General features: G+C 72.8%; 19 protein-coding genes and 1 pseudogene. 15 read left to right on the top strand and 5 right to left on the bottom strand.

What is annotated here, in order from left to right; genetic code table 11:
- Positions 1 to 78: 78 nt before the first annotated feature.
- The 4 genes from ybaK to ACZ4N5_RS17175 all read right to left on the bottom strand — a co-directional run bounded on the left by ybaK (position 79) and on the right by ACZ4N5_RS17175 (position 4,301).
- The gene (gene ybaK, locus ACZ4N5_RS17190; protein ID WP_467757886.1) at positions 79 to 579 is read right to left on the bottom strand and encodes a Cys-tRNA(Pro) deacylase; all 501 of its coding nucleotides are present in this window, start codon (positions 577 to 579) and stop codon (positions 79 to 81) included.
- A 17-nt stretch (positions 580 to 596) separates the two neighbouring features.
- A complete protein-coding gene (locus ACZ4N5_RS17185) occupies positions 597 to 1,337 on the bottom strand; it encodes an LON peptidase substrate-binding domain-containing protein (RefSeq protein ID WP_261709814.1) in 741 nt (246 codons plus the stop codon).
- An 11-nt stretch (positions 1,338 to 1,348) separates the two neighbouring features.
- A complete protein-coding gene (locus tag ACZ4N5_RS17180) occupies positions 1,349 to 2,389 on the bottom strand; it encodes a hypothetical protein (RefSeq protein ID WP_467757885.1) in 1,041 nt (346 codons plus the stop codon).
- 331 nt (positions 2,390 to 2,720) lie between these two features.
- Positions 2,721 to 4,301 carry an oxidoreductase gene (locus tag ACZ4N5_RS17175; protein WP_467757884.1) on the bottom strand — a complete coding sequence of 527 codons (1,581 nt, stop codon included), beginning with the start codon at positions 4,299 to 4,301 and terminating at the stop codon, positions 2,721 to 2,723.
- 192 nt (positions 4,302 to 4,493) lie between these two features.
- Here ACZ4N5_RS17175 and hisD point away from each other — a divergent pair, with 192 nt between their 5' ends.
- The 12 genes and pseudogenes from hisD to ACZ4N5_RS17115 all read left to right on the top strand — a co-directional run bounded on the left by hisD (position 4,494) and on the right by ACZ4N5_RS17115 (position 15,445).
- On the top strand, positions 4,494 to 5,816 hold the full coding sequence (gene hisD, locus ACZ4N5_RS17170; protein ID WP_467757883.1) for a histidinol dehydrogenase: 1,323 nt from the start codon (positions 4,494 to 4,496) through the stop codon (positions 5,814 to 5,816).
- Positions 5,813 to 6,949: a histidinol-phosphate transaminase gene (locus tag ACZ4N5_RS17165; RefSeq protein ID WP_467757882.1), complete on the top strand. Its 1,137-nt coding sequence runs from the start codon at positions 5,813 to 5,815 to the stop codon at positions 6,947 to 6,949. The genes hisD and ACZ4N5_RS17165 overlap by 4 nt, the downstream gene beginning before the upstream one ends.
- Positions 6,946 to 7,539, top strand: coding sequence for an imidazoleglycerol-phosphate dehydratase HisB (gene hisB / locus ACZ4N5_RS17160; protein WP_266757720.1), 594 nt, complete (start codon positions 6,946 to 6,948; stop codon positions 7,537 to 7,539). Before ACZ4N5_RS17165 ends, hisB begins: the two co-directional genes overlap by 4 nt.
- Entirely contained in the window at positions 7,536 to 7,700 is a 165-nt protein-coding gene (locus ACZ4N5_RS17155) for a hypothetical protein (protein WP_261708150.1), read from the top strand. Before hisB ends, ACZ4N5_RS17155 begins: the two co-directional genes overlap by 4 nt.
- Positions 7,691 to 8,338: an imidazole glycerol phosphate synthase subunit HisH gene (gene hisH / locus ACZ4N5_RS17150; protein ID WP_467757988.1), complete on the top strand. Its 648-nt coding sequence runs from the start codon at positions 7,691 to 7,693 to the stop codon at positions 8,336 to 8,338. The genes ACZ4N5_RS17155 and hisH overlap by 10 nt, the downstream gene beginning before the upstream one ends.
- The gene (priA, locus tag ACZ4N5_RS17145; RefSeq protein ID WP_467757881.1) at positions 8,335 to 9,060 is read left to right on the top strand and encodes a bifunctional 1-(5-phosphoribosyl)-5-((5-phosphoribosylamino)methylideneamino)imidazole-4-carboxamide isomerase/phosphoribosylanthranilate isomerase PriA; all 726 of its coding nucleotides are present in this window, start codon (positions 8,335 to 8,337) and stop codon (positions 9,058 to 9,060) included. Before hisH ends, priA begins: the two co-directional genes overlap by 4 nt.
- Positions 9,057 to 9,503, top strand: coding sequence for a RidA family protein (locus ACZ4N5_RS17140; RefSeq protein ID WP_261708147.1), 447 nt, complete (start codon positions 9,057 to 9,059; stop codon positions 9,501 to 9,503). The genes priA and ACZ4N5_RS17140 overlap by 4 nt, the downstream gene beginning before the upstream one ends.
- The gene (gene hisF / locus ACZ4N5_RS17135) at positions 9,500 to 10,255 is read left to right on the top strand and encodes an imidazole glycerol phosphate synthase subunit HisF (RefSeq protein WP_467757880.1); all 756 of its coding nucleotides are present in this window, start codon (positions 9,500 to 9,502) and stop codon (positions 10,253 to 10,255) included. The genes ACZ4N5_RS17140 and hisF overlap by 4 nt, the downstream gene beginning before the upstream one ends.
- A gap of 541 nt (positions 10,256 to 10,796) precedes the next feature.
- Positions 10,797 to 11,894 (top strand): annotated as a pseudogene (locus ACZ4N5_RS17130) (helix-turn-helix transcriptional regulator); the annotation flags it as partial.
- Between the two features lie 113 nt (positions 11,895 to 12,007).
- On the top strand, positions 12,008 to 13,459 hold the full coding sequence (locus ACZ4N5_RS17125) for a PucR family transcriptional regulator (RefSeq protein ID WP_467757879.1): 1,452 nt from the start codon (positions 12,008 to 12,010) through the stop codon (positions 13,457 to 13,459).
- An 83-nt stretch (positions 13,460 to 13,542) separates the two neighbouring features.
- Positions 13,543 to 14,130 (top strand): ArsR/SmtB family transcription factor, encoded by a 588-nt coding sequence (locus ACZ4N5_RS17120; RefSeq protein WP_467757878.1) that lies wholly within the window; start codon positions 13,543 to 13,545, stop codon positions 14,128 to 14,130.
- A 52-nt stretch (positions 14,131 to 14,182) separates the two neighbouring features.
- Positions 14,183 to 15,445 (top strand): MFS transporter, encoded by a 1,263-nt coding sequence (locus tag ACZ4N5_RS17115; RefSeq protein WP_467757987.1) that lies wholly within the window; start codon positions 14,183 to 14,185, stop codon positions 15,443 to 15,445.
- 239 nt (positions 15,446 to 15,684) lie between these two features.
- Here ACZ4N5_RS17115 and ACZ4N5_RS17110 read toward each other — a convergent pair whose 3' ends face one another.
- A complete protein-coding gene (locus ACZ4N5_RS17110) occupies positions 15,685 to 16,320 on the bottom strand; it encodes a TIGR03085 family metal-binding protein (RefSeq protein WP_467757877.1) in 636 nt (211 codons plus the stop codon).
- A gap of 142 nt (positions 16,321 to 16,462) precedes the next feature.
- Here ACZ4N5_RS17110 and hisI point away from each other — a divergent pair, with 142 nt between their 5' ends.
- The 3 genes from hisI to ACZ4N5_RS17095 all read left to right on the top strand — a co-directional run bounded on the left by hisI (position 16,463) and on the right by ACZ4N5_RS17095 (position 19,249).
- Positions 16,463 to 16,876 carry a phosphoribosyl-AMP cyclohydrolase gene (gene hisI / locus ACZ4N5_RS17105; RefSeq protein WP_467757876.1) on the top strand — a complete coding sequence of 138 codons (414 nt, stop codon included), beginning with the start codon at positions 16,463 to 16,465 and terminating at the stop codon, positions 16,874 to 16,876.
- An 11-nt stretch (positions 16,877 to 16,887) separates the two neighbouring features.
- Positions 16,888 to 18,375 (top strand): anthranilate synthase component I, encoded by a 1,488-nt coding sequence (locus tag ACZ4N5_RS17100; RefSeq protein WP_467757875.1) that lies wholly within the window; start codon positions 16,888 to 16,890, stop codon positions 18,373 to 18,375.
- Positions 18,376 to 18,595: 220 nt separating this feature from the next.
- The gene (locus ACZ4N5_RS17095; RefSeq protein ID WP_467757874.1) at positions 18,596 to 19,249 is read left to right on the top strand and encodes a TIGR02234 family membrane protein; all 654 of its coding nucleotides are present in this window, start codon (positions 18,596 to 18,598) and stop codon (positions 19,247 to 19,249) included.
- Positions 19,250 to 19,279 lie beyond the last annotated feature (30 nt).

Genomic DNA, 19,279 nt, shown 5'->3' with positions numbered 1-19,279 from the left:
GCGAGCGGCTGCGCCCGCCCCGACGTGCGTGGACGGCGAGGGGGCCCGGACGCCACGACGGGTGCCGGCGGCGAAGGGCTACGTCCGCCCGACGGGCGCGGACACCGCGTCCGTGAGCTCTGCCAGGTCGGCGGGGGAGAGTTCGACCTCCAGGCCGCGGCGGCCCGCCGAGACGCAGATCGTGGTGTGCCCGGAGGCCGAGGAATCCAGCACGGTGCGCAGCTTCCTGCGCTGGCCGAGGGGCGAGATGCCACCGCGGACGTACCCCGTCGTCCGCTCGGCGGCCGCCGGGTCGGCCATCGCGGCCCGCTTGCCGCCCACCGCCGTGGCGAGGGCCTTGAGGTCCAGGGAGCCCGCCACCGGGACGACCGCGACCACGAGCGCGCCGTCCACGTCCGCCACCAGGGTCTTGAAGACCCGCTCCGGCGAGACGCCCATCGCCTCGGCCGCCTCCTCGCCGTAGGACGGATGGGACGGGTCGTGCTCGTAGGCGTGGACGGTGTACGGGACGCCCGCCTCCGTCAGCGCCACCGTCGCCGGGGTGCCGCCGGACTGCTGCTTCTTCGCCTTCTTGGCCATCGACCTTCTCGCAAGCGTCAGTTCAGGCTCGTCGGGCCGCGCGTCAGGTCCGACGCGGGCAACGACGGCAGATTACGGATGATGGCCGTCTCCGCGCGCAGCACTTTCAGCTCCTCGCGCAGCCGGGACGCCGTGTCGGAGGCCTGCAGCAGCCGCTGTCTGGCCGGGACGTCCAGCATCACGGCGGCCGCGACGAGATAGGAGACGACCGCCGGTTCGTCCGGCAGGTCCGCGCCGGTCGACAGTGAACGCTCCCGCGCTCCGGCCAGCCGCTTCTGGTACTGGCGGAAGGCACGCAGGACGCCCTCGGCGAGCGCTCCGGCCTCGTCGCCCGGGTCCTCGGGGAGTTCCTCCAGCTCGGCCGTCAGGAACGCGCCGGAGGCGTCCACGGACAGCAGCCGGACCCGTGTCGTGCCGGTCGCCAGCACCTCGAAGCTGCCGTCGGCGCGCTCACGGACGGTCGCCGCGTCCGCGATGCAGCCCACCTCGTGGAAGGCCTTGAGCGGATCGTCGCCGAAGCCGGCGGCGGGCCCGCGCTCGGGCACGGCGGTTCCGTCCGGCATGCCGGGCGCGCTGGGCGAGACCTCATGGCCGTCGCGGATGGCGACGACGGCGAATCGGCGTGGTTCGTCCTCGGGCGTCTTGAGCAGATCGCGCATCATGGCGCGATAGCGCTCCTCGAACACGTTCAGAGGAAGCACGAGCCCGGGGAACAACACCGAGTTCAGGGGGAAGAGCGGGAGCCGGACGGTGGTCACGACGCGAAAGCCTAATGGTCGACGGAGCGGGCGCGTCCGCCGTGCCCACCCCCTGGATGCCGATCGAGGACGGGATCCCGCAGCGGAGGCCCCGAGGCGACCTCCAGACGGACGCCGTCGCGCAGTTCCAGGAACTGGTCGAGCGGGTCCTCCGAGACCCGGTCCCAGGGGAACGAGGTGACGTACGGGCCGATGAGACGCAGCTGCTCCAGGGCGTCCTGCCAGCGCTCCAGCCGGACCAGGACGTACGTCAGCAGGTTGCGCACCTCGGCGGGCCACGGATCGGCGGCCGCGTAGGCCGCGGAGACCGAGATCGCGAGGTCCGCCGCGGCGTCCAGGCGCTCGCGCGGCACGTCGGGGCCGCCGCCCTCGGTCAGATAGGCGAAGGCCGCGCGCACCGGCAGCGCCTGGACCAGGGAGCCCGGCAGCGCGTCCTGCGCGGCCGGCTCGGCGAAGTCGAAGCACTCGCGGTGCGAGCCGTACCAGGCGGCCGAGAGGTACTGGAGAGCGGCCACGTGGCAGCCGTAGTGGTGCGGGGAGCGCCGGACGGCCTCCGTCCACAGCTGCTCGAACTCGGTGTGCCCGACGTTGGTGCCGCGGGCGTGGTCGAGCGCGATCCGCCACGGCACCGGATCGCGCGGATCACCCTCGGCGGCGGACATGATCAGCGGGCCGACCTCGCGCAGCAGTTCCACCCGTGCGGGCGACTCCCAGCCGCGGCGGACCGCCAGTTCGGCCTTGACGAGGAGGGCGTCCGGGTCGTGCGGGTCGGCGGCCCGCCACTCCCTGAGCCACTCGTCGCGGGAACGCGCGAAGGCGGCGAGGCGCGTGGCGTACCGGTCGCGGTTCTCCCACTCGGCGGACTCGCGGGTGGTGGCCAGCAGCTTGGCCGCGGGGACGTACTCGCCCCGGGCCGCCGCGACGAGTGCCGGGCCCAGCCGGTGGTCGGGGGCGTCGAGCAGCACCTCCTCGTCGGCCGGCAGTCCGGCGGCGAGGCGTGAGGTGTTCCGTGCCATCCGGGCCGTACGGAGGAGTGCGCGCAGCAGTGCCATGGTGTCGACCATTGAAAACCGCAGGTCGGAGCTGTGCCAGAGGTATGCGGTGACGCTTTCGTAAATGCCGATTGGTTGTGCGGTATGGGGTCAAGGACGAGTAAAAGGGTCGTGTGCATCCGGTGTGCGACGACAGCGACCGTGCGAGGGGCCGTACGCGGGACGACTGGACGGCCCGGACGACTCCCGGGCCCCGGGCGGCCGGCGCCCACGGTCGGCGCCCTCGGCCGACGGCGCTCCCCGCGACGACGCCCTCGCCCTTGCCCTGGCGTCCGGCGCGTCCGTGCCCCCGTGACGGCGCTCGCGTACCGGCGTCCGCCGGGTCCCCGCGTCAGCCGCGGCGCAGCAGCCGGGTGGCCCCCGCGGCCACCGTCGTCGCCAGGATCCAGCCGAAGAGGATCACCACCGCAGCCAGCCACTGCCAGCCGCCGCGCAGCTGCCAGGAGCCGGCCTGGCCCAGATCGATGACCGGCAGCAGCAGATCCAGGGCGTAGAGAGAGGCGTTCCACGGGGGGTGCCCGTCGCGGTTGACCGGCTGATGGCCGGCGTGCGCGAACGCGACCGACGTCGTCGCCCACAGCACCGCCATCCACAGGGCGGCCCGGCCGGGCCGGTACCCGTAGGCGACCGTCCAGTCCTGCGCGTACCCCCAGAGCTTGGCGGCCAGCGGCAGGGTCTCGCGGCGGCGGCGCTGCTTGGCGAGCAGCACCTCGCGGGCGTCCTCGTCCTCACCGGAGTTGCGCAGCACGGTGGCGAGGCGCTCGTACGGCTCCGGGGCGTACTCGGCGGTCGCCGCCGCCACCCACTCCAGACGCCGGGTCAGCGGGAAGGCCCCCTGCGGGACCAGGTTCTCGTACGCGAAGCCGCCCATGTGCAGGCTGCCCGGCCCCGGCCAACTGGACGCCCGGTCGACCAGGTTGACGATCCGCGCGCCGGACAGCACGACCGTGCCGCGCTCGGGCCGCTCGCCGAGGAAGCGCAGCTCGGGTGTCTGGACCCGGAGCAGCGACAGCCCCTGGTCGTCGTCGAAGGTGAAGCGGGCCCGGTCAAAGTCGATCGCGTCACCGAACCGCCCGTCGTCCAGGCGGATGCCGCCCTGGCACTCGAACCGCTGCACCAGCGTGCCGCGCGCCGGTGTGGTGCCGCTGGTCATCAGCGGATTGCCGAGGCCCGCGGGGGTCATGTACAGCGTGCGGTTGACGGTCAGCTGGGGGGCGTTGAGCGCGAGCCGGGTGTACGGGTTGCTGAGCCTGCTGCCGCGCAGACTCAGCGACACGCCGACGGTGGCGCCGCGCAGGCTCAGCTCGCCGTGCGACTCCAGCATCTCGGCCTGGAGGTCCTGCCCGACGGTCATGCCGTCGCCGGTGATCGAACGCCCGCGCCGGTCCCGGTAGACCACGGCCTGGTTGAGCAGCAGATCCGTGCCGATGTGCGCGTCGGTCAGCCGTACCCCGTTGTGGAAGTGGCAGCGCGGCAGGTGCAGATCGCCCTCGGTGTGCAGCCGGGCCGCCTCCAGCCGCGGCACCGCGCAGTTCACCAGCCGCACGGTCGTGAACCGGGATTCCGGCAGCAGGACCTCCTTCTCGAACCGGCAGCCCTTCAGCTCCACGTACGGCACCACCGTGCCGCCCGCGAGGTCGAGCACATCGGTGATCCGCACTCCGGTCAGCTTCAGGGAGGCGACCCGGCCCTGGAGGGCGGGCGGGCCGTCGAGCAGCAGCCAGGCGACTATCCGGGCCCGGACACTGCGCTCGGGTCCCCAGGGGTGGCCGCCGTGCGGATCGTCGACGGTCGTGTCCCCGCTGCGCAGGTCGTACACGCTGCCGTTGCGGAAGGCCTGCCACATCCCGGCCTCGGTGGCGGTCAGTTCGTCCGGCAGGTCCCCGGTGCGGAGGCCGGCACCCTCGGTCACGTCACGTCCCTTCCTCCCCAGCTACTCACGGGTTTCGTACGTTCGTGCAATGCCCGCTCAGTGACGGCCCGAACGCTACTGGTGACGAGGATCTTCCGTTGAACCGAAGGTGGCTTGTATCAGCCATTGATACGGGCGTCCGGCGCCTCGGCGCCGTCTGAGAGAATTGAGCCCGTGCTGCAACATTTCCGGATGGCCCGAATCGATCTGCGCGGCGACACCCTCCCTGAGGGCCCCGCCCTGCGCGACCTGCTGCCCCGAGCCGACTTCGACGTCTCGGCCGCCCTGGAGAAGGTGCGACCGATCTGCGAGGCCGTGCATCATCGGGGCGACGCGGCGCTGATCGACTACGCGGAGAAGTTCGACGGAGTGCGGCTGGAGTCCGTCCGCGTTCCGGCCCGGGCCATCGCCGAGGCCCTGGAGCAGCTCGACCCCGCCGTGCGAGCGGCCCTGGAGGAGTCCATCCGGCGCGCCCGTCTCGTCCACCGCGAGCAGCGCCGGACGACGCACACCACCCAGGTCGTGCCCGGCGGCTCGGTCACCGAGAAGTGGGTGCCGGTCCAGCGGGTGGGGCTCTACGCGCCCGGCGGCCGCTCCGTCTACCCGTCGTCCGTGATCATGAACGCCGTCCCGGCGCAGGAGGCCGGCGTCCCGTCCATGGCGCTGGCGTCCCCGCCGCAGAAGGAGTTCGGCGGCCTTCCGCACCCCACGATCCTCGCCGCCTGCGCACTGCTCGGCATCGACGAGGTGTACGCGGCCGGAGGCGCCCAGGCCGTCGCGATGTTCGCGTACGGCACCGAGTCCTGCGCCTCGGCCCCGATGGTCACGGGTCCGGGCAACATCTGGGTCGCCGCCGCCAAGCGCTACTTCACCGGCCGGATCGGCATCGACGCCGAGGCCGGCCCGACCGAGATCGCGGTCCTCGCCGACGACACCGCCGACCCGGTGCACGTCGCCGCCGACCTGATCAGCCAGGCCGAGCACGACCCCCTCGCCGCCGCCGTCCTGGTCACCGATTCGCCGGCCCTCGCGGACGCCGTGGAGAAGGAGCTGGAGCCGCAGGTCGCGGCCACCAAGCACATCGACGACCGGATCGTCCCCGCCCTGAACGGCAGGCAGTCCGCGATCGTCCTCGTCGACGGCATCGACGAGGGACTGCGGGTCGTCGACGCGTACGGCGCCGAGCACCTGGAGATCCAGACCGCGGACGCGGCCGCGGTCGCCGACCGGGTCAGGAACGCCGGAGCGATCTTCGTCGGCCCCTGGGCCCCGGTCTCGCTCGGCGACTATGCGGCGGGCTCCAACCACGTCCTGCCCACCGGCGGCTGCGCCTGCCACTCCTCGGGCCTGTCCGTCCAGTCCTTCCTTCGCGGCATCCACATCGTCGACTACACGAAGGACGCGCTCGCCGACGTCGCCCATCACGTGGTGACACTGGCGGAGGCGGAGGACCTGCCCGCGCACGGCGCGGCGATCAAGGCAAGGTTCGGTTGGAAGGTACCCGAGGGCAAGTGACTGGCATCGACGATCTCCCCGTACGGGACGAACTGCGCGGCAAGACTCCTTACGGCGCACCCCAGCTCGACGTTCCCGTACGCCTGAACACCAACGAGAACCCCTACCCGCTGCCCGAGCCGCTCGTCGAGCGGATCGCCGAGCGGGTCCGCGAGGCCGCCCGGGGACTCAACCGCTATCCCGACCGGGACGCGGTCGAGCTGCGCACCGAGCTGGCCGCCTATCTGACGAAGACCGGCAAGCACCCGGTCACCGCCGGGAACGTCTGGGCCGCCAACGGCTCCAACGAGGTCATCCAGCAACTGCTCCAGACCTTCGGCGGACCCGGCCGCACCGCGATCGGCTTCGAGCCGTCGTACTCGATGCACGCGCTCATCGCACGCGGCACGGGCACCGCCTGGATCTCGGGTCCCCGCAACGAGGACTTCACCATCGACGTCGCCGCCGCCGAGCGGGCCGTCGCCGAGAACCGGCCGGACGTCGTCTTCATCACCACCCCCAACAACCCCACGGGCAACGCGGTCCCGCCCGAGACGGTCCTCGCGCTCTACGAGGCCGCGCAGGCCGCGAAGCCGTCGATGGTCGTGATCGACGAGGCGTACATCGAGTTCAGCCACGGCGACTCGCTGCTACCGCTGCTCGAAGGACGGCCGAATCTCGTCGTCTCCCGGACGATGTCGAAGGCCTTCGGCGCGGCGGGACTGCGCCTCGGCTACCTCGCCGCCGACCCGGCGGTGGTGGACGCCGTCCAGCTCGTACGGCTGCCGTACCACCTGTCGGCCATCACGCAGGCGACCGCGCTGGCCGCCCTGGAACACACCGACACCCTGCTCGGATACGTGGAGCAGCTCAAGGCCGAGCGGGACCGGCTGGTCACCGAACTGCGCGCGATGGGCTGCGAGGTGACCGAGTCGGACGCGAACTTCGTGCAGTTCGGACGGTTCGCCGACGCCCACGCCGCCTGGCGGAAGATCCTCGACCAGGGTGTCCTGGTCCGGGACAACGGCGTACCGGGGTGGCTGCGGGTCTCCGCCGGAACCCCGAAGGAAAACGACGCGTTCCTCGACGCGGTACGTGAACTACTGGGCTCTGCGGGCAACACCCCCGCACCCCCGAAGGAGCAGAGCGCATGAACCGCGTAGGACGCGTGGAGCGGGTGACGAAGGAGACGTCGGTCCTCGTCGAGATCGATCTCGACGGCTCCGGCAAGGTCGACGTGGCCACGGGCGTCGGCTTCTACGACCACATGCTCGACCAGCTCGGCCGGCACGGTCTGTTCGACCTGACCGTGAAGACCGAGGGCGACCTGCACATCGACTCGCACCACACCATCGAGGACACCGCCCTCGCGCTGGGCGCCGCCTTCAAGCAGGCGCTCGGCGACAAGGTGGGGATCTACCGCTTCGGCAACTGCACGGTCCCGCTGGACGAGTCGCTCGCCCAGGTGACCGTCGACCTGTCCGGCCGCCCCTACCTCGTGCACACCGAGCCCGAGAAGATGGCGCCGATGATCGGCGAGTACGACACGACGATGACCCGGCACATCCTGGAGTCCTTCGTCGCCCAGGCCCAGATCGCACTGCACGTGCACGTACCCTACGGACGCAACGCGCACCACATCGTGGAGTGCCAGTTCAAGGCGCTCGCCCGTGCCCTGCGTTACGCCTCCGAGCGCGACCCCCGCGCCGCCGGAATCCTCCCCTCCACGAAGGGCGCGCTGTGACAGGCCTGTCGAGCATCCTGATCGTTGTCGGCCTCTTCCTCCTCGGAGGGATCTACTCCTTCGTCAAGCAGGACATGCCGAAGAGCCTGGTCGTGCTGCTCTCGATAGGCGCCGCGATGTGTCTCGTCGCGGGCGTCATGAGGCTGGAGGTCTGGAGTTGAGCGCACCCAAAAAGGTCGTCGTGTTCGACTACGGCTTCGGAAACGTACGGTCGGCCGAGCGCGCCCTCGCCCGCACGGGCGCCGAGGTCGAGATAACACGCGACTTCGACACCGCGATGAACGCGGACGGCCTGCTGGTGCCGGGCGTCGGCGCCTTCGCCGCCTGCATGAAGGGCCTCAAGGAAGCGCGCGGCGACTGGATCATCGGCCGTCGGCTGTCCGGCGGCCGCCCCGTCATGGGCATCTGCGTCGGCATGCAGATCCTCTTCTCGCGCGGCATCGAGCACGGCGTGGAGACCGAGGGCCTCGACGAGTGGCCGGGCACGGTCGGGCCGCTGCAGGCCGACATCGTGCCCCACATGGGCTGGAACACCGTCGAGACCCCGGCCGGCTCGCAGGCCTTCGCGGGCCTCGACGCCGACACGCGCTTCTACTTCGTCCACTCCTACGCCGTCCACGACTGGTCCCTGGAAGTCGGCAACCCGTTGCTGCGCGCCCCCCTGGTGACCTGGTCCACGCACGGCGAACCCTTCGTGGCGGCCGTCGAGAACGGCCCCCTGTGGGCCACCCAGTTCCACCCCGAGAAGTCCGGCGACGCCGGAGCCCAGCTCCTCACCAACTGGATCGGAACACTGTGAGCAAGCTCGAACTCCTCCCCGCCGTCGACGTCCGCGACGGCCAGGCCGTCCGTCTCGTGCACGGCGAGTCCGGGACCGAGACCTCCTACGGCTCCCCCCTGGAGGCCGCCCTGGCCTGGCAGAGCGCCGGGGCGGAGTGGCTGCACCTCGTCGACCTGGACGCCGCGTTCGGCACCGGCGACAACCGGGACCTGATCTCCGAGGTCACCCGGGCGATGGACATCAAGGTCGAGCTGTCCGGCGGCATCCGCGACGACGCCTCCCTGGCGGCCGCCCTCGCGACCGGCTGCACCCGGGTCAACCTCGGCACCGCCGCCCTGGAGACCCCCGAGTGGGTCGCCAAGGTCATCGCCGAGCACGGCGACAAGATCGCGGTCGGCCTCGACGTGCGCGGCACGACCCTGCGCGGCCGCGGCTGGACCCGCGACGGCGGCGACCTCTACGAGACGCTGGAGCGCCTCAACTCCGAGGGCTGCGCCCGCTATGTGGTGACGGACATCGCCAAGGACGGCACCCTCCAGGGCCCGAACCTGGAGCTGCTGCGCACCGTGTGCGCGGCGACCGACCGCCCGGTGGTCGCCTCCGGCGGGGTGTCGTCGCTGGACGACCTGCGCGCCATCGCCGAACTCCTGCCGCTCGGCGTCGAGGGCTCCATCGTCGGCAAGGCCCTGTACGCGAAGGCGTTCACCCTCGAAGAGGCCCTGGCGGCGGTAGCCCGGTGAGCGCCGTACGCCGCGTTGCGACCGGCGCGCCCTGGGAGGACACCTTCGGGTACTCCCGCGCGGTGGAACTGCCGAACGGCCTGGTGCTGGTGTCCGGCTGCACCTCCGTGATCGACGGCCAGATCGCCGAAGGCGACCCGTACGAGCAGGCGCTCAACTCCTTCGGCGCCGCGTTCGCGGCGCTGGAGCAGCTCGGCCTCGGCCGCGACGACGTCGTCCGTACGCGTATGTACATCACCCATGCCCGGGACGTGGAGGCCGTCGGCCGCGCCCACAAGCTGCTGTTCGACGCACTCCGCCCCGCCGCAACCATGATCATTGTCGCGGGTCTGGTGGACTCGCGTCTGGTGGTCGAGGTCGAGGTGGAGGCGTTCCGCGCGAGCGAGAACCACACGGAACAGTCCGGCGAAGGCCGCACGGAGCAGGGAGAAGCGCAGTCATGACCCTGGCGGTTCGAGTGATCCCCTGCCTGGACGTGGACAACGGCCGGGTCGTCAAGGGCGTCAACTTCCAGAACCTGCGCGACGCGGGCGACCCCGTCGAGATGGCCAAGGTGTACGACGCCGAGGGCGCCGACGAGCTCACGTTCCTGGACATCACCGCGTCCTCGGGCAACCGTGAGACCACGTACGACGTGGTGCGGCGCACGGCCGAGCAGGTCTTCATCCCGCTGACGGTCGGTGGCGGTGTCCGCACCGCCGAGGACGTCGACAAACTGCTGCGGGCCGGCGCCGACAAGGTCGGCGTCAACACGGCCGCCATCGCCCGGCCGGACCTCATCCGGGAAATCGCGGAGCGGTTCGGGCGGCAGGTGCTCGTGCTGTCGGTGGACGCGCGCAGGACCGAGGACGGTTCCTTCGAGGTGACCACCCACGGCGGCCGCAAGGGCACCGGCATCGACGCCGTCGAGTGGGCCCATCGGGCCGCCGAGCTGGGCGCGGGCGAGATCCTGCTCAACTCGATGGACGCGGACGGCACGAAGGACGGCTACGACATCGAGATGATCGAGGCCGTACGCAAGCACGTCACCGTCCCGCTGATCGCCAGCGGCGGTGCGGGCCGGCTCGACCACTTCCCGCCGGCCATCGAGGCGGGCGCCGACGCGGTGCTGGCCGCGTCCGTCTTCCACTTCGGTGACCTGCGGATCAGCGAGGTCAAGGAGACCCTGCGAGGAGCGGGGCATCCCGTCCGCTGACGATCCCGCACGACCGTTCACGGCCCGCCCCGGGCAGCTTCCCGCTGCCGGGTGCGGGCCGTGTTCCGTGGGGAGCCGTGTCCGTGGCGAAGGGCTGTCCGCTGTTGGACTTTTCCGCGCGGGTTCGGTGCGGGGCGACAGGGACGACGGCGCGCGGTGGGCCCAAGACCGGTGATTCTGCCGATGTACGGACCGGGTCCGGGGCGGACAGTTGCCACCGCAACCACCGAGACGGACCCCCGCCGTTTCGCGGCGTGCGCCTTCAACACCCCATGCCAGGGCGGAGCTTCGACCGTGGCGCGGGTCCGTCCTCCCTCACCGAGAGGACGCACCCACCGTGCAGCACCCGAACCGCGCACTCCCCGCCGCACCCGTCGGCCCCGACCCGTCCCCCCGCCGCTCGAACCGGCTCACGAACCGGCTCGTGCGGGCCGGCCTCGCGGTGCTCCTGGCCGCGGGCGGCCTCGTCGCCGCGCAGACCACCGGGGCGCAGGCCATCGGAGCACCGGCCGGCGCGGGGGAGGCCGGGGTCCTCGACGGCCCGGAAGCGCTGCTGCGGGCCGGGGGCGCCGCCCTCGTCGTCGGTGACCTCACCGCCGCCTGCCGCGCCAACTCCCGTGCACTCGCCGCCGCCAGGGCCCGTGGCCCGTACATCCTGGTCGCCAAGGCGCTGGAACGCCTGGCCTACGGAGAACTGCGCGCGGGCCGCCATGCCCGCGCCCGTGCCCATGCCGAGGACGGCCTGCGTACGGCCCGCGGTGCCGGTCAGGACAACCTCGCGGCACACCACCACGCGATCCTCGCGCTGGTGGCGTCGGTCGAGGGTTCTTCCGAGGCCGTCGCGGAGCACGCCGACGCCGCCGAACGCGTCGCCGCGTCCCACGGTCTGGCCCAGGCGGCCACGCTGGCCCAGTGGGCGCGGGCCCGTGCCGACCTGGCTCGGGGCCGACTCCCCGAGGCCGCCGCGCGGCTCGGCCCCCTGGTCGGCGTCGGCCCGCGCCGCGGTCACTTCGCGGTACGCATGCTCGCCGTCCCCTGCTTCGTGGAAGCCGCGGCCCGCACCGGACAGACGGAGGCGGCCCGGTCCGCGGTGGCCGAGTTCGCCCACTGGGCCGCGCAGGGCGCCGATCCCCAGGCCCCCGCCCAACTGGCCCGCTGCCGTGCGCTGTTGAGCGGCCCCGAGGAATGCGAGGCGCAGTTCACCACCGCGCTCGACCGACACGACGACGTGGCCGGGGACTTCGAACGCGGCCGCACCCAACTCCTCTACGGCGCCTGGCTGCGACGCCGGCGCAGACCGGGCGAGGCCCGCGGCCGGCTGCGGGACGCGCTGGTGTCCTTCGAGCGGGGCGGGGCGCTCGGCTGGGCCACGCAGGCGAGGGCCGAACTGCGGGCCACCGGGGACGCCGGACCGGGTGAACCGGCGGGTCAGCTCATGCTCCTGACGCCCCAACAGCTGCGGATCGCCCGCTGCGTGGCGGAGGGGGCCACCAATCGCGAAGTGGCGCTGCGCCTGTCCGTGAGCCCCCGCACCGTGGACCACCACCTGCGCAATGTCTTCGCCACCCTGGGGGTCCGCTCCCGCGTCGAGCTCTCCCGGTTGGTGGACCGGGCCGAGAAGACCGCCGCACACCCCTAGGTACCGACCGGGCGGTATGTCATCCTGCGGGATCAGGAGGTCCGGAGCACCCGTGTGCCGCGCGTCGGCCGCCCGGGCGGTCAGGACCGAGCCGACTCCGGTGGAGGACAGCGATGCAGCACCTCGTACCCGCCCACGTCCGGTCCCAGCCCGGACCGCGGCCCCCGGTACCGGCCGCCCGTCCGGCCGTCGACGCGGAGGCCCTCTCGGTACTGCACCGCGCCGCCCGGGCGCTGATGGCTGGGCTGCCCGAACTCACCGAACGCCTGATGGACCTCCTGAGGGAGCGCGAACCCGCGTACCGCGCGGCCATGGAGACCGACGCGGAGAGCGTGCGCGACGAGGTGCAGCGCTCGTTGCGGCTCAACGTCGGATCCCTGATCCGGCCCGGTGAACTGCGCGAGGCCGCCCACCGCTGCTCCTGGGCCATCGGCAGGGCCCGCGCCGAGCGCGGCCTTCCGCTGGACGCCCTGCTGCGCGCCTTCCGGCTGGGCGGCGGCATGATCTGGCAGGAGCTCGTCGACGAGACGACCCGTCGCCACCCCTCCGACGCACGGCTGCTCGTACATGTGGCCGCCGACGTGTGGAACTTCGTCGACGACCACTGCGCCGTCGTCGCCGACGCCTACCGCCAGACGGAGCGCGAGCTGATGTGGCGCCGGGAGAACCGGCTGCGGCTGATGACGGCCGCGCTGCTCGACGGCACCGCCCGGATCGCCGATCTGCCGGCCACCGCCGCCGCCCTCGGACTCCCCGCGCAGGGCCGGTACGCGGTGGTGCTGGCCCGGCTGCCCGTCGGCCGGGCGTTCGCGGACGTACGGGGCCAGGTGCGCCTTTCCGGCCTGCGGGTGCTCTGGTACCGCGACCGCGACCGCGACCGCGACCGCGACCGCGACCGCGACAGCGAGGGCGGCTACGGCATCGTCCTGCTCGGCGACCATCCCTACGACGGGGACGAGTCCGGTCGCGGCCACGAGAGCGGCCTCCTCGACGGGGGTCCCGAGCCGGCGCCCGCAGCGGGGGCCGAGGACGGTCCGGGCGGTCCGGGCGGTGCGGGCGGCCGCGGCGGGGAGCGCCCCCGGACGCACGGGCCCGACGTGGACGCCGGGGAGATCGCCCGTCGGCTGACCGCCCCGCCGGTGGCCCGGGTCGGGGTGAGCCCGGTGGTGGACGGTCTCGCGGCGATCGGTGACGCCCGCCGTCTGGCCGACACGGCACTGCGGGCCTGCCCGCGCTCCGGCGGGACCGTCGTCCTGGAGGAACACCTGCCCGCCGCGCTCGTCGTCTCCGCGCCGGTCCTCGGCGCGGCGCTCTCCGAGCGGGTTCTCGGGCCGCTGCTGCGGCTGGACCTGTCCGACCGGGACGTCATGCTGGACACGCTGACGGCCTGGCTCGCCTGCGGCGGGTCCGCCCAGCGGGCCGCGGGCCGCCTCTACTGCCACCGCAACACGGTCCTGAACCGGCTGCGCCGCTGCGAACAGCTCACCGGCCGCTCCCTGACCCGCCCCGCGGACGTCGTGGAACTGTCCCTGGCCCTGGCCGCCCACTCGCTGCTCGACCCCTGACCCGGCGGAAGACGATGCAGATACGAAAGAAAAGTTGCGGAATTTTAGTTGCGCAACTTTTCTTTCGTATCTAGGGTCGGGGCATGGCAAGCAAGGAGAACCGCCGGATCACGGACATGGGCACGCTCAAAGCTCTTGGGCATCCGCTGCGGATGCAGCTGTACCGCGCTCTGAACGTCGCCGGTGCGGCCACCGCTTCCCAGCTGGGCGAGCAGGTCGACGAGGCGCCCTCGCTCGTCAGCTACCACCTGCGCAAGCTCGCCGAGCACGGGCTGATCGAGGAGGCCGAGCCGCGCAGCGGAGACGGCCGTGAGCGCTGGTGGCAGCCGGCCTCGGACGGCGTCAGCGTCCGGGGTGTCGACTTCCGGGACGCGCCGGAGAAGGAGGCCGCCCATCTCGCCTTCACCCGGCTCTACCACGACCAGCGCAGCGAGCTCTACCGGCGCTACCTCGACGAACGAGCCACCTGGTCGACGGAGTGGAACGACGCGTCCGCCGACGCGGAGGCGACCTTGCGGCTGACCGCGGTCCAACTGAGCGAATTGCAGGATGAGTTGCTCAGCGTCATCCGCAAGTACGACGAGAAGGGCCGCGCGGACGAAGCGGCCGGTGACACCGAAGGGCGCGAGAACGTCGCCCTGCACCTCCACGGATTCCCGTTCCGTGCCTGATCCCGAGAGCGCGCCCGACCCGAGAGGACTCGATCCCGTGACCGCGACCGTCATACCGACCCCCGGACAGGCCCCCACCGAGGCTCCCGCGCAAGCCCCCGGCAGGCCCGCCCACCGCGACGGCAACGTCCTGCGCTGGCTCGGTGCCTACACCTCGTCGATGATCGGCGACAACGTCTTCTACGTCGCGCTGTCCTGGGCCGCCGTCCAGGCCGGTACGCCCTCCGAGGCCGGGCTCGTGATGGCCGTCAGCGCCGTGCCGCGGGCGCTGCTGATGCTGGGCGGGGGAGTGGTCGCCGACCGGTTCGGGCCGAGGAAGGTCGTCATCGGCAGCGACGCGGTGCGCTGCGCGGCCGTGCTCACGGTCGCCGTGCTGCTCTTCGCGACGAGTCCCGGGCTGTGGCTGCTGGCCCTGCTCGCCGTCGTCTTCGGCATCGTCGACGCCGTGTTCATGCCCGCCGTGGGCGCCCTTCCCGCCCGGGTCACCGGGCGGGACCAGCTCGCCCGGGTACAGGGCATGCGGGGTCTCGCGATCCGCTTCGCCAATGTGCTGGGCGCCCCGCTCGGCGGCCTCGCCGTGGCCCTCGGCGGCTCGGCGTCCGCGTTCGCGCTGGCGGGCGTGCTCATCGCCGTGTCGGTGCCGCTGCTGATCTCCGTACGGATGCGGGAACTGCCCCCGGACGACGCGGCGGACCCGGCGGAACGCACCGCCTGGCGCGACCTCGGTGACGGTCTGCGCTACATCCGCGGCCACCGCGTCCTCGCCCCGCTCATCGTCGCCATCGCCCTCGGCGACCTCGGCTTCGTGGGACCGCTGAACGTGGGACTGGCCCTGCTCGCCGACCGGCGCGGCTGGGGCGCGTCCGGGATGGGCTGGGTGATCGCCGCGTTCGGCGTCGGCGCGGGAGCCGCCGCCCTGCTGCTGACCCTGCGCGGACGGCTCCCGCGCGCGGGGAAAGTCGCCGCACTGGCCATCCTCGGCGGCTCCGTGGCCATCGGCTCGCTCGCCTTCGTGCCGAGCATCGCCGGGGCCGTCGGCGTCGCCCTCGTCGTCGGACTGCTCGCCGGGCTCAGCGGCGCCCTGTGCGGCGCGCTGCTCCAGACCCAGTCCGACCCCGCCTACCTGGGCCGGGTCACCGCAGTCGCCGGCATCGTCAGCCTGGGCCTCGCACCGCTCAGCATGCCGCTGACCGCCGCCGCGATCGGCTGGTGGGGCACCGGGCCCGTCTTCGTCACCAGCGCCGCGGTGTGCGGCCTCGGCGGGGTCCTCGCCCTGTGCGTACGGGACCTGCGGCGCGCCGAACTGCCCCGCTGACCGGCGACCGCGGATCGCACCCCGCGGCCCGGTGGCGGCAACGGCCCTGGCGGCCCGCTGGCGACGGAACGGCCCTGGCGGCCCGGTGGTGGGCCGAAGGGTCTGGTAACCGGCGTCGGCGGAACCGGCCCGGTTGTGGGCCGAAGGGTCTGCTGACCGGTGGCGGCGGAACCGGCCCGCAGGTGGGGCCGAGGGGCCTGATGACCGGTGCCGGCCGAGGAGGCCGGTGACCCGGCGGCCTAGATCCCCAGCTGCTTCGCCTCGTGGAGCTTGGTGATCGCGTCCTTGTCGCCGTCCAGCTCGACGTCCGCCACACTCTGCCGGCCGAACGCGAACATCAGCAGCTCCGAGGGCTCGCCCGTCACCGTCACGACCGGCGTGCCCTTGTTCAGCACCGCCGTCTGGCCGTTCGGCCGGCGCAGGACCACACCCGTCGGGGCGCTGCGGCCCATCAGCCGGGCCGTGCGATCCAGGCGCGACCACAGGGCCTCCTGGAACACCGTGTCCAGCTCGCGCGGCGTCCAGTCCGGCTGTGCGCGGCGCACGTCCTCGGTGTGGACGTAGTACTCGACCACGTTCGACGCCTCGTCGAGCTGCTTCAGGGAGAACGGCGAGAAGCGCGGCGGCCCCGTACGGATCAGCAGGATCAGCTCCTCGTACGGCTTCGCGGCGAACTCCGCCATCACCCGCTCCAGGCGGGGCGCGAGCTGCTTGACGACGAGACCGCCAGCGGCGTCCGGGCGGCGCTCGCGCACCACCACGTGCGCGGCGAGATCCCGGCTGTTCCACCCCTCGCACAGGGTGGGGGCGTCCGGTCCCACGGCTTCCAACAGATCGGCGAGGAGGAGCCGTTCGCGCTTCGCATGGGTCGACATACCAGCCAGCCTACGACCGGGCAGCCGCTCCGCCCAGTGGACAGCGCGGCGGATCCGGTCCCGTCCGGCCTGTGGACAACCAAGCGGTCCGGCCTGTGGACAACGGCCGGCCGCGACGGTCCGGCGCGGCACAATGGCACGCATGACCAGCACGCCTTTGCCCAGCAGCCTGGACCCCGAGCTCGCCGCCCGCCTCAAGCGCAGCGCCGACGGACTCGTCCCCGCCATCGCCCAGCAGTACGACACCGGTGAGGTGCTGATGCTCGGCTGGATGGACGACGAGGCGCTGCATCGCACCCTCACCACGGGCCGCTGCACCTACTGGTCGCGCAGCCGCCAGGAGTACTGGGTCAAGGGCGACACCTCCGGCCACTTCCAGCACGTCAAGTCCGTGGCCCTGGACTGCGACGCCGACACCGTCCTGGTGCGGGTCGACCAGGTGGGCGCCGCCTGCCACACCGGAGCCCGCACCTGTTTCGACGCCGACGTGCTGCTGAAGGACGCCGGCGACCGGCCGGACGGCGCCGATTCCGGTATACCGGCCGGAAATCAGTAAGGTCAGCCGCCATGGACCTCGAGACGTTCCGCAAGCTGGCCACCGACCGCCGTGTCATCCCCGTCAGCCGCAAACTGCTCGCGGACGGCGACACGCCGGTCGCGCTGTACCGCAAGCTGGCCGCCGAGCGCCCCGGCACGTTCCTCCTCGAATCCGCGGAGAACGGCCGCACCTCCCTGTCCTGGTCCCGCTACTCCTTCGTGGGCGTCCGCTCCGCCGCCACCCTCACCGAGCGGGACGGACAGACGCACTGGCTCGGCGCCCCGCCCGTCGGCGTCCCGGTGGACGGCGATCCGCTCGCGGCCCTGCGCGCCACCATCGAGGCGCTGCACACCCCGCAGGGCGAGGGGCTGCCCCCGTTCACCGGCGGCATGGTCGGCTATCTGGGCTACGACATCGTGCGCCGCCTGGAGAAGATCGGCCCCGGCGAGCGGGACGACCTGAAGCTGCCCGAGCTGACCATGCTGCTCACCAGCGACCTGGCCGTCCTGGACCACTGGGACGGTTCGGTCCAGCTGATCGCCAACGCGATCAACCACAACGACCTGGACACAGGCGTCGACGAGGCGTACGCGGACGCCGTCGCCCGCCTCGATGCCATGGAGGCCGACCTCTCGCGCGCGGTGTCGCAGCCGCCCGCCGCGCTCCCGCCCTCCGAACTCCCCGAGTACACCGCGCTCTGGGGCGGCCCCGACTTCCAGGACGCCGTCGAGGACATCAAGGAGCGCATCCGGGCCGGTGAGGCCTTCCAGGTCGTCCCCTCCCAGCGCTTCGAAACGCCGTGCACCGCAAGCGCGTTGGACGTCTACCGGGTCCTGCGGGCGACCAACCCGTCGCCGTACATGTACCTGTTCCGCTTCGACGGCTTCGACGTCGTCGGCTCCTCCCCGGAGGCCCTGGTCAAGGTCGAGGGCGGCCAGGCGATGGTGCACCCCATCGCGGGCACCCGGCCGCGAGGCGCGACCGTCCAGGACGACCAGGCCCTCGCCGACGAGCTGATCGCCGACCCCAAGGAGCGCGCCGAGCACCTCATGCTCGTCGACCTTGGGCGCAACGACCTCGGACGGGTCTGCGAGCCCGGCTCCGTCGAGGTCGTCGACTTCATGTCCATCGAGCGGTACTCGCACGTGATGCACATCGTCTCCACGGTGACCGGCCGGGTCGCCGCCGGCCGTACGGCCTTCGACGTGCTCACCGCCTGCTTCCCCGCCGGCACCCTCTCCGGCGCGCCCAAGCCGCGCGCGATGCAGATCATCGACGAACTGGAGCCGTCCCGGCGCGGGTTGTACGGCGGCTGCGTCGGATACCTCGACTTCGCCGGCGACTCCGACACCGCCATCGCCATCCGTACGGCCCTCCTGCGCGACGGCACGGCATACGTCCAGGCCGGCGCCGGCATCGTCGCCGACTCGGTCCCGGCCGCGGAGGACGACGAGTGCCGCAACAAGGCGGCGGCGGTCCTGCGCGCCGTACACACGGCGAACCGGCTCGGACAGTAGCGAGGGGCCGACTCCGGCCCGGATGTGCCGGTGCCGGGCCGGCTCGGGCAGTCGGGGGCAGGCTCGGGCGGCCGGGTGGCGGGCACTTGTCGCAGTGCCCGATGGTGCCCCGACCGAGGCCCCGGGCCGTACGACCGGGCGCGGATCGTGGGCGAATCGCGGGCAGTAGGACGAGGCTCACGCAACCCCGAATGACGGTTCGCCCGGGGTTCAGGCGATAGTGGGGTCTGTGACTGCTGTACCTCACCCCCGATCCGAAGCCGCGGGACCCTCCCGGTCCGGCCGCCGCAGCCTCGCTGTGACCCTGCTGAGCGGCGCGCTCGGCGCGGCCGTGGCCCTGCTGTCCACCCGGCAGAACTGGGCACAGGGAACCGCGACCGTGGCCGGCGGTGCCTTCCCGCTGACTGCCAAGGGCAGCGACATCACGGGTGTGCCCGCGGCGCTCGCCATAGTCGGCCTCGCCGCGCTCGTCGCCGTCTTCGCCGTCCGCCGCTCCGGCCGCCTTCTCGTCTCCGCGCTGCTCGCGCTCTCCGGCGCGGGCACGGTCGTCGCCGCCGTCCTCGGCGCGAGCGACAGCTCCGCCCTCGACGAGCGGGCCGCCGCCGCCTCCGGCAACACCGCCGCCACCGCGGCCGGCCTCAGCCACACCGTCTGGCCGTACGTGGCCGCGGCGGGCGGCGCGCTCATCCTGCTCGCGGGGCTGCTCGCCCTGCGCTACGGACGTCTGTGGCCCGCCATGTCCGGCCGCTACGAGCGGGACGGCAGGCCCCGGCCCCGCAAGGTCAAGCCGGTCGACCCGGACCGCCCCGAGGACATCTGGAAGGCACTCGACCGCGGCGAGGACCCCACCGGTCCCGACCCGGCCGGGACCTAGGTCCCGGCGTCCCGGGGTCCCGCGCCCCGG

Source organism: Streptomyces sp. NPDC026500 (genome assembly GCF_055567635.1).
The sequence above is the reverse complement of the archived record's forward strand: the minus strand, read 5'-3'. Positions and strand labels throughout refer to the sequence as shown.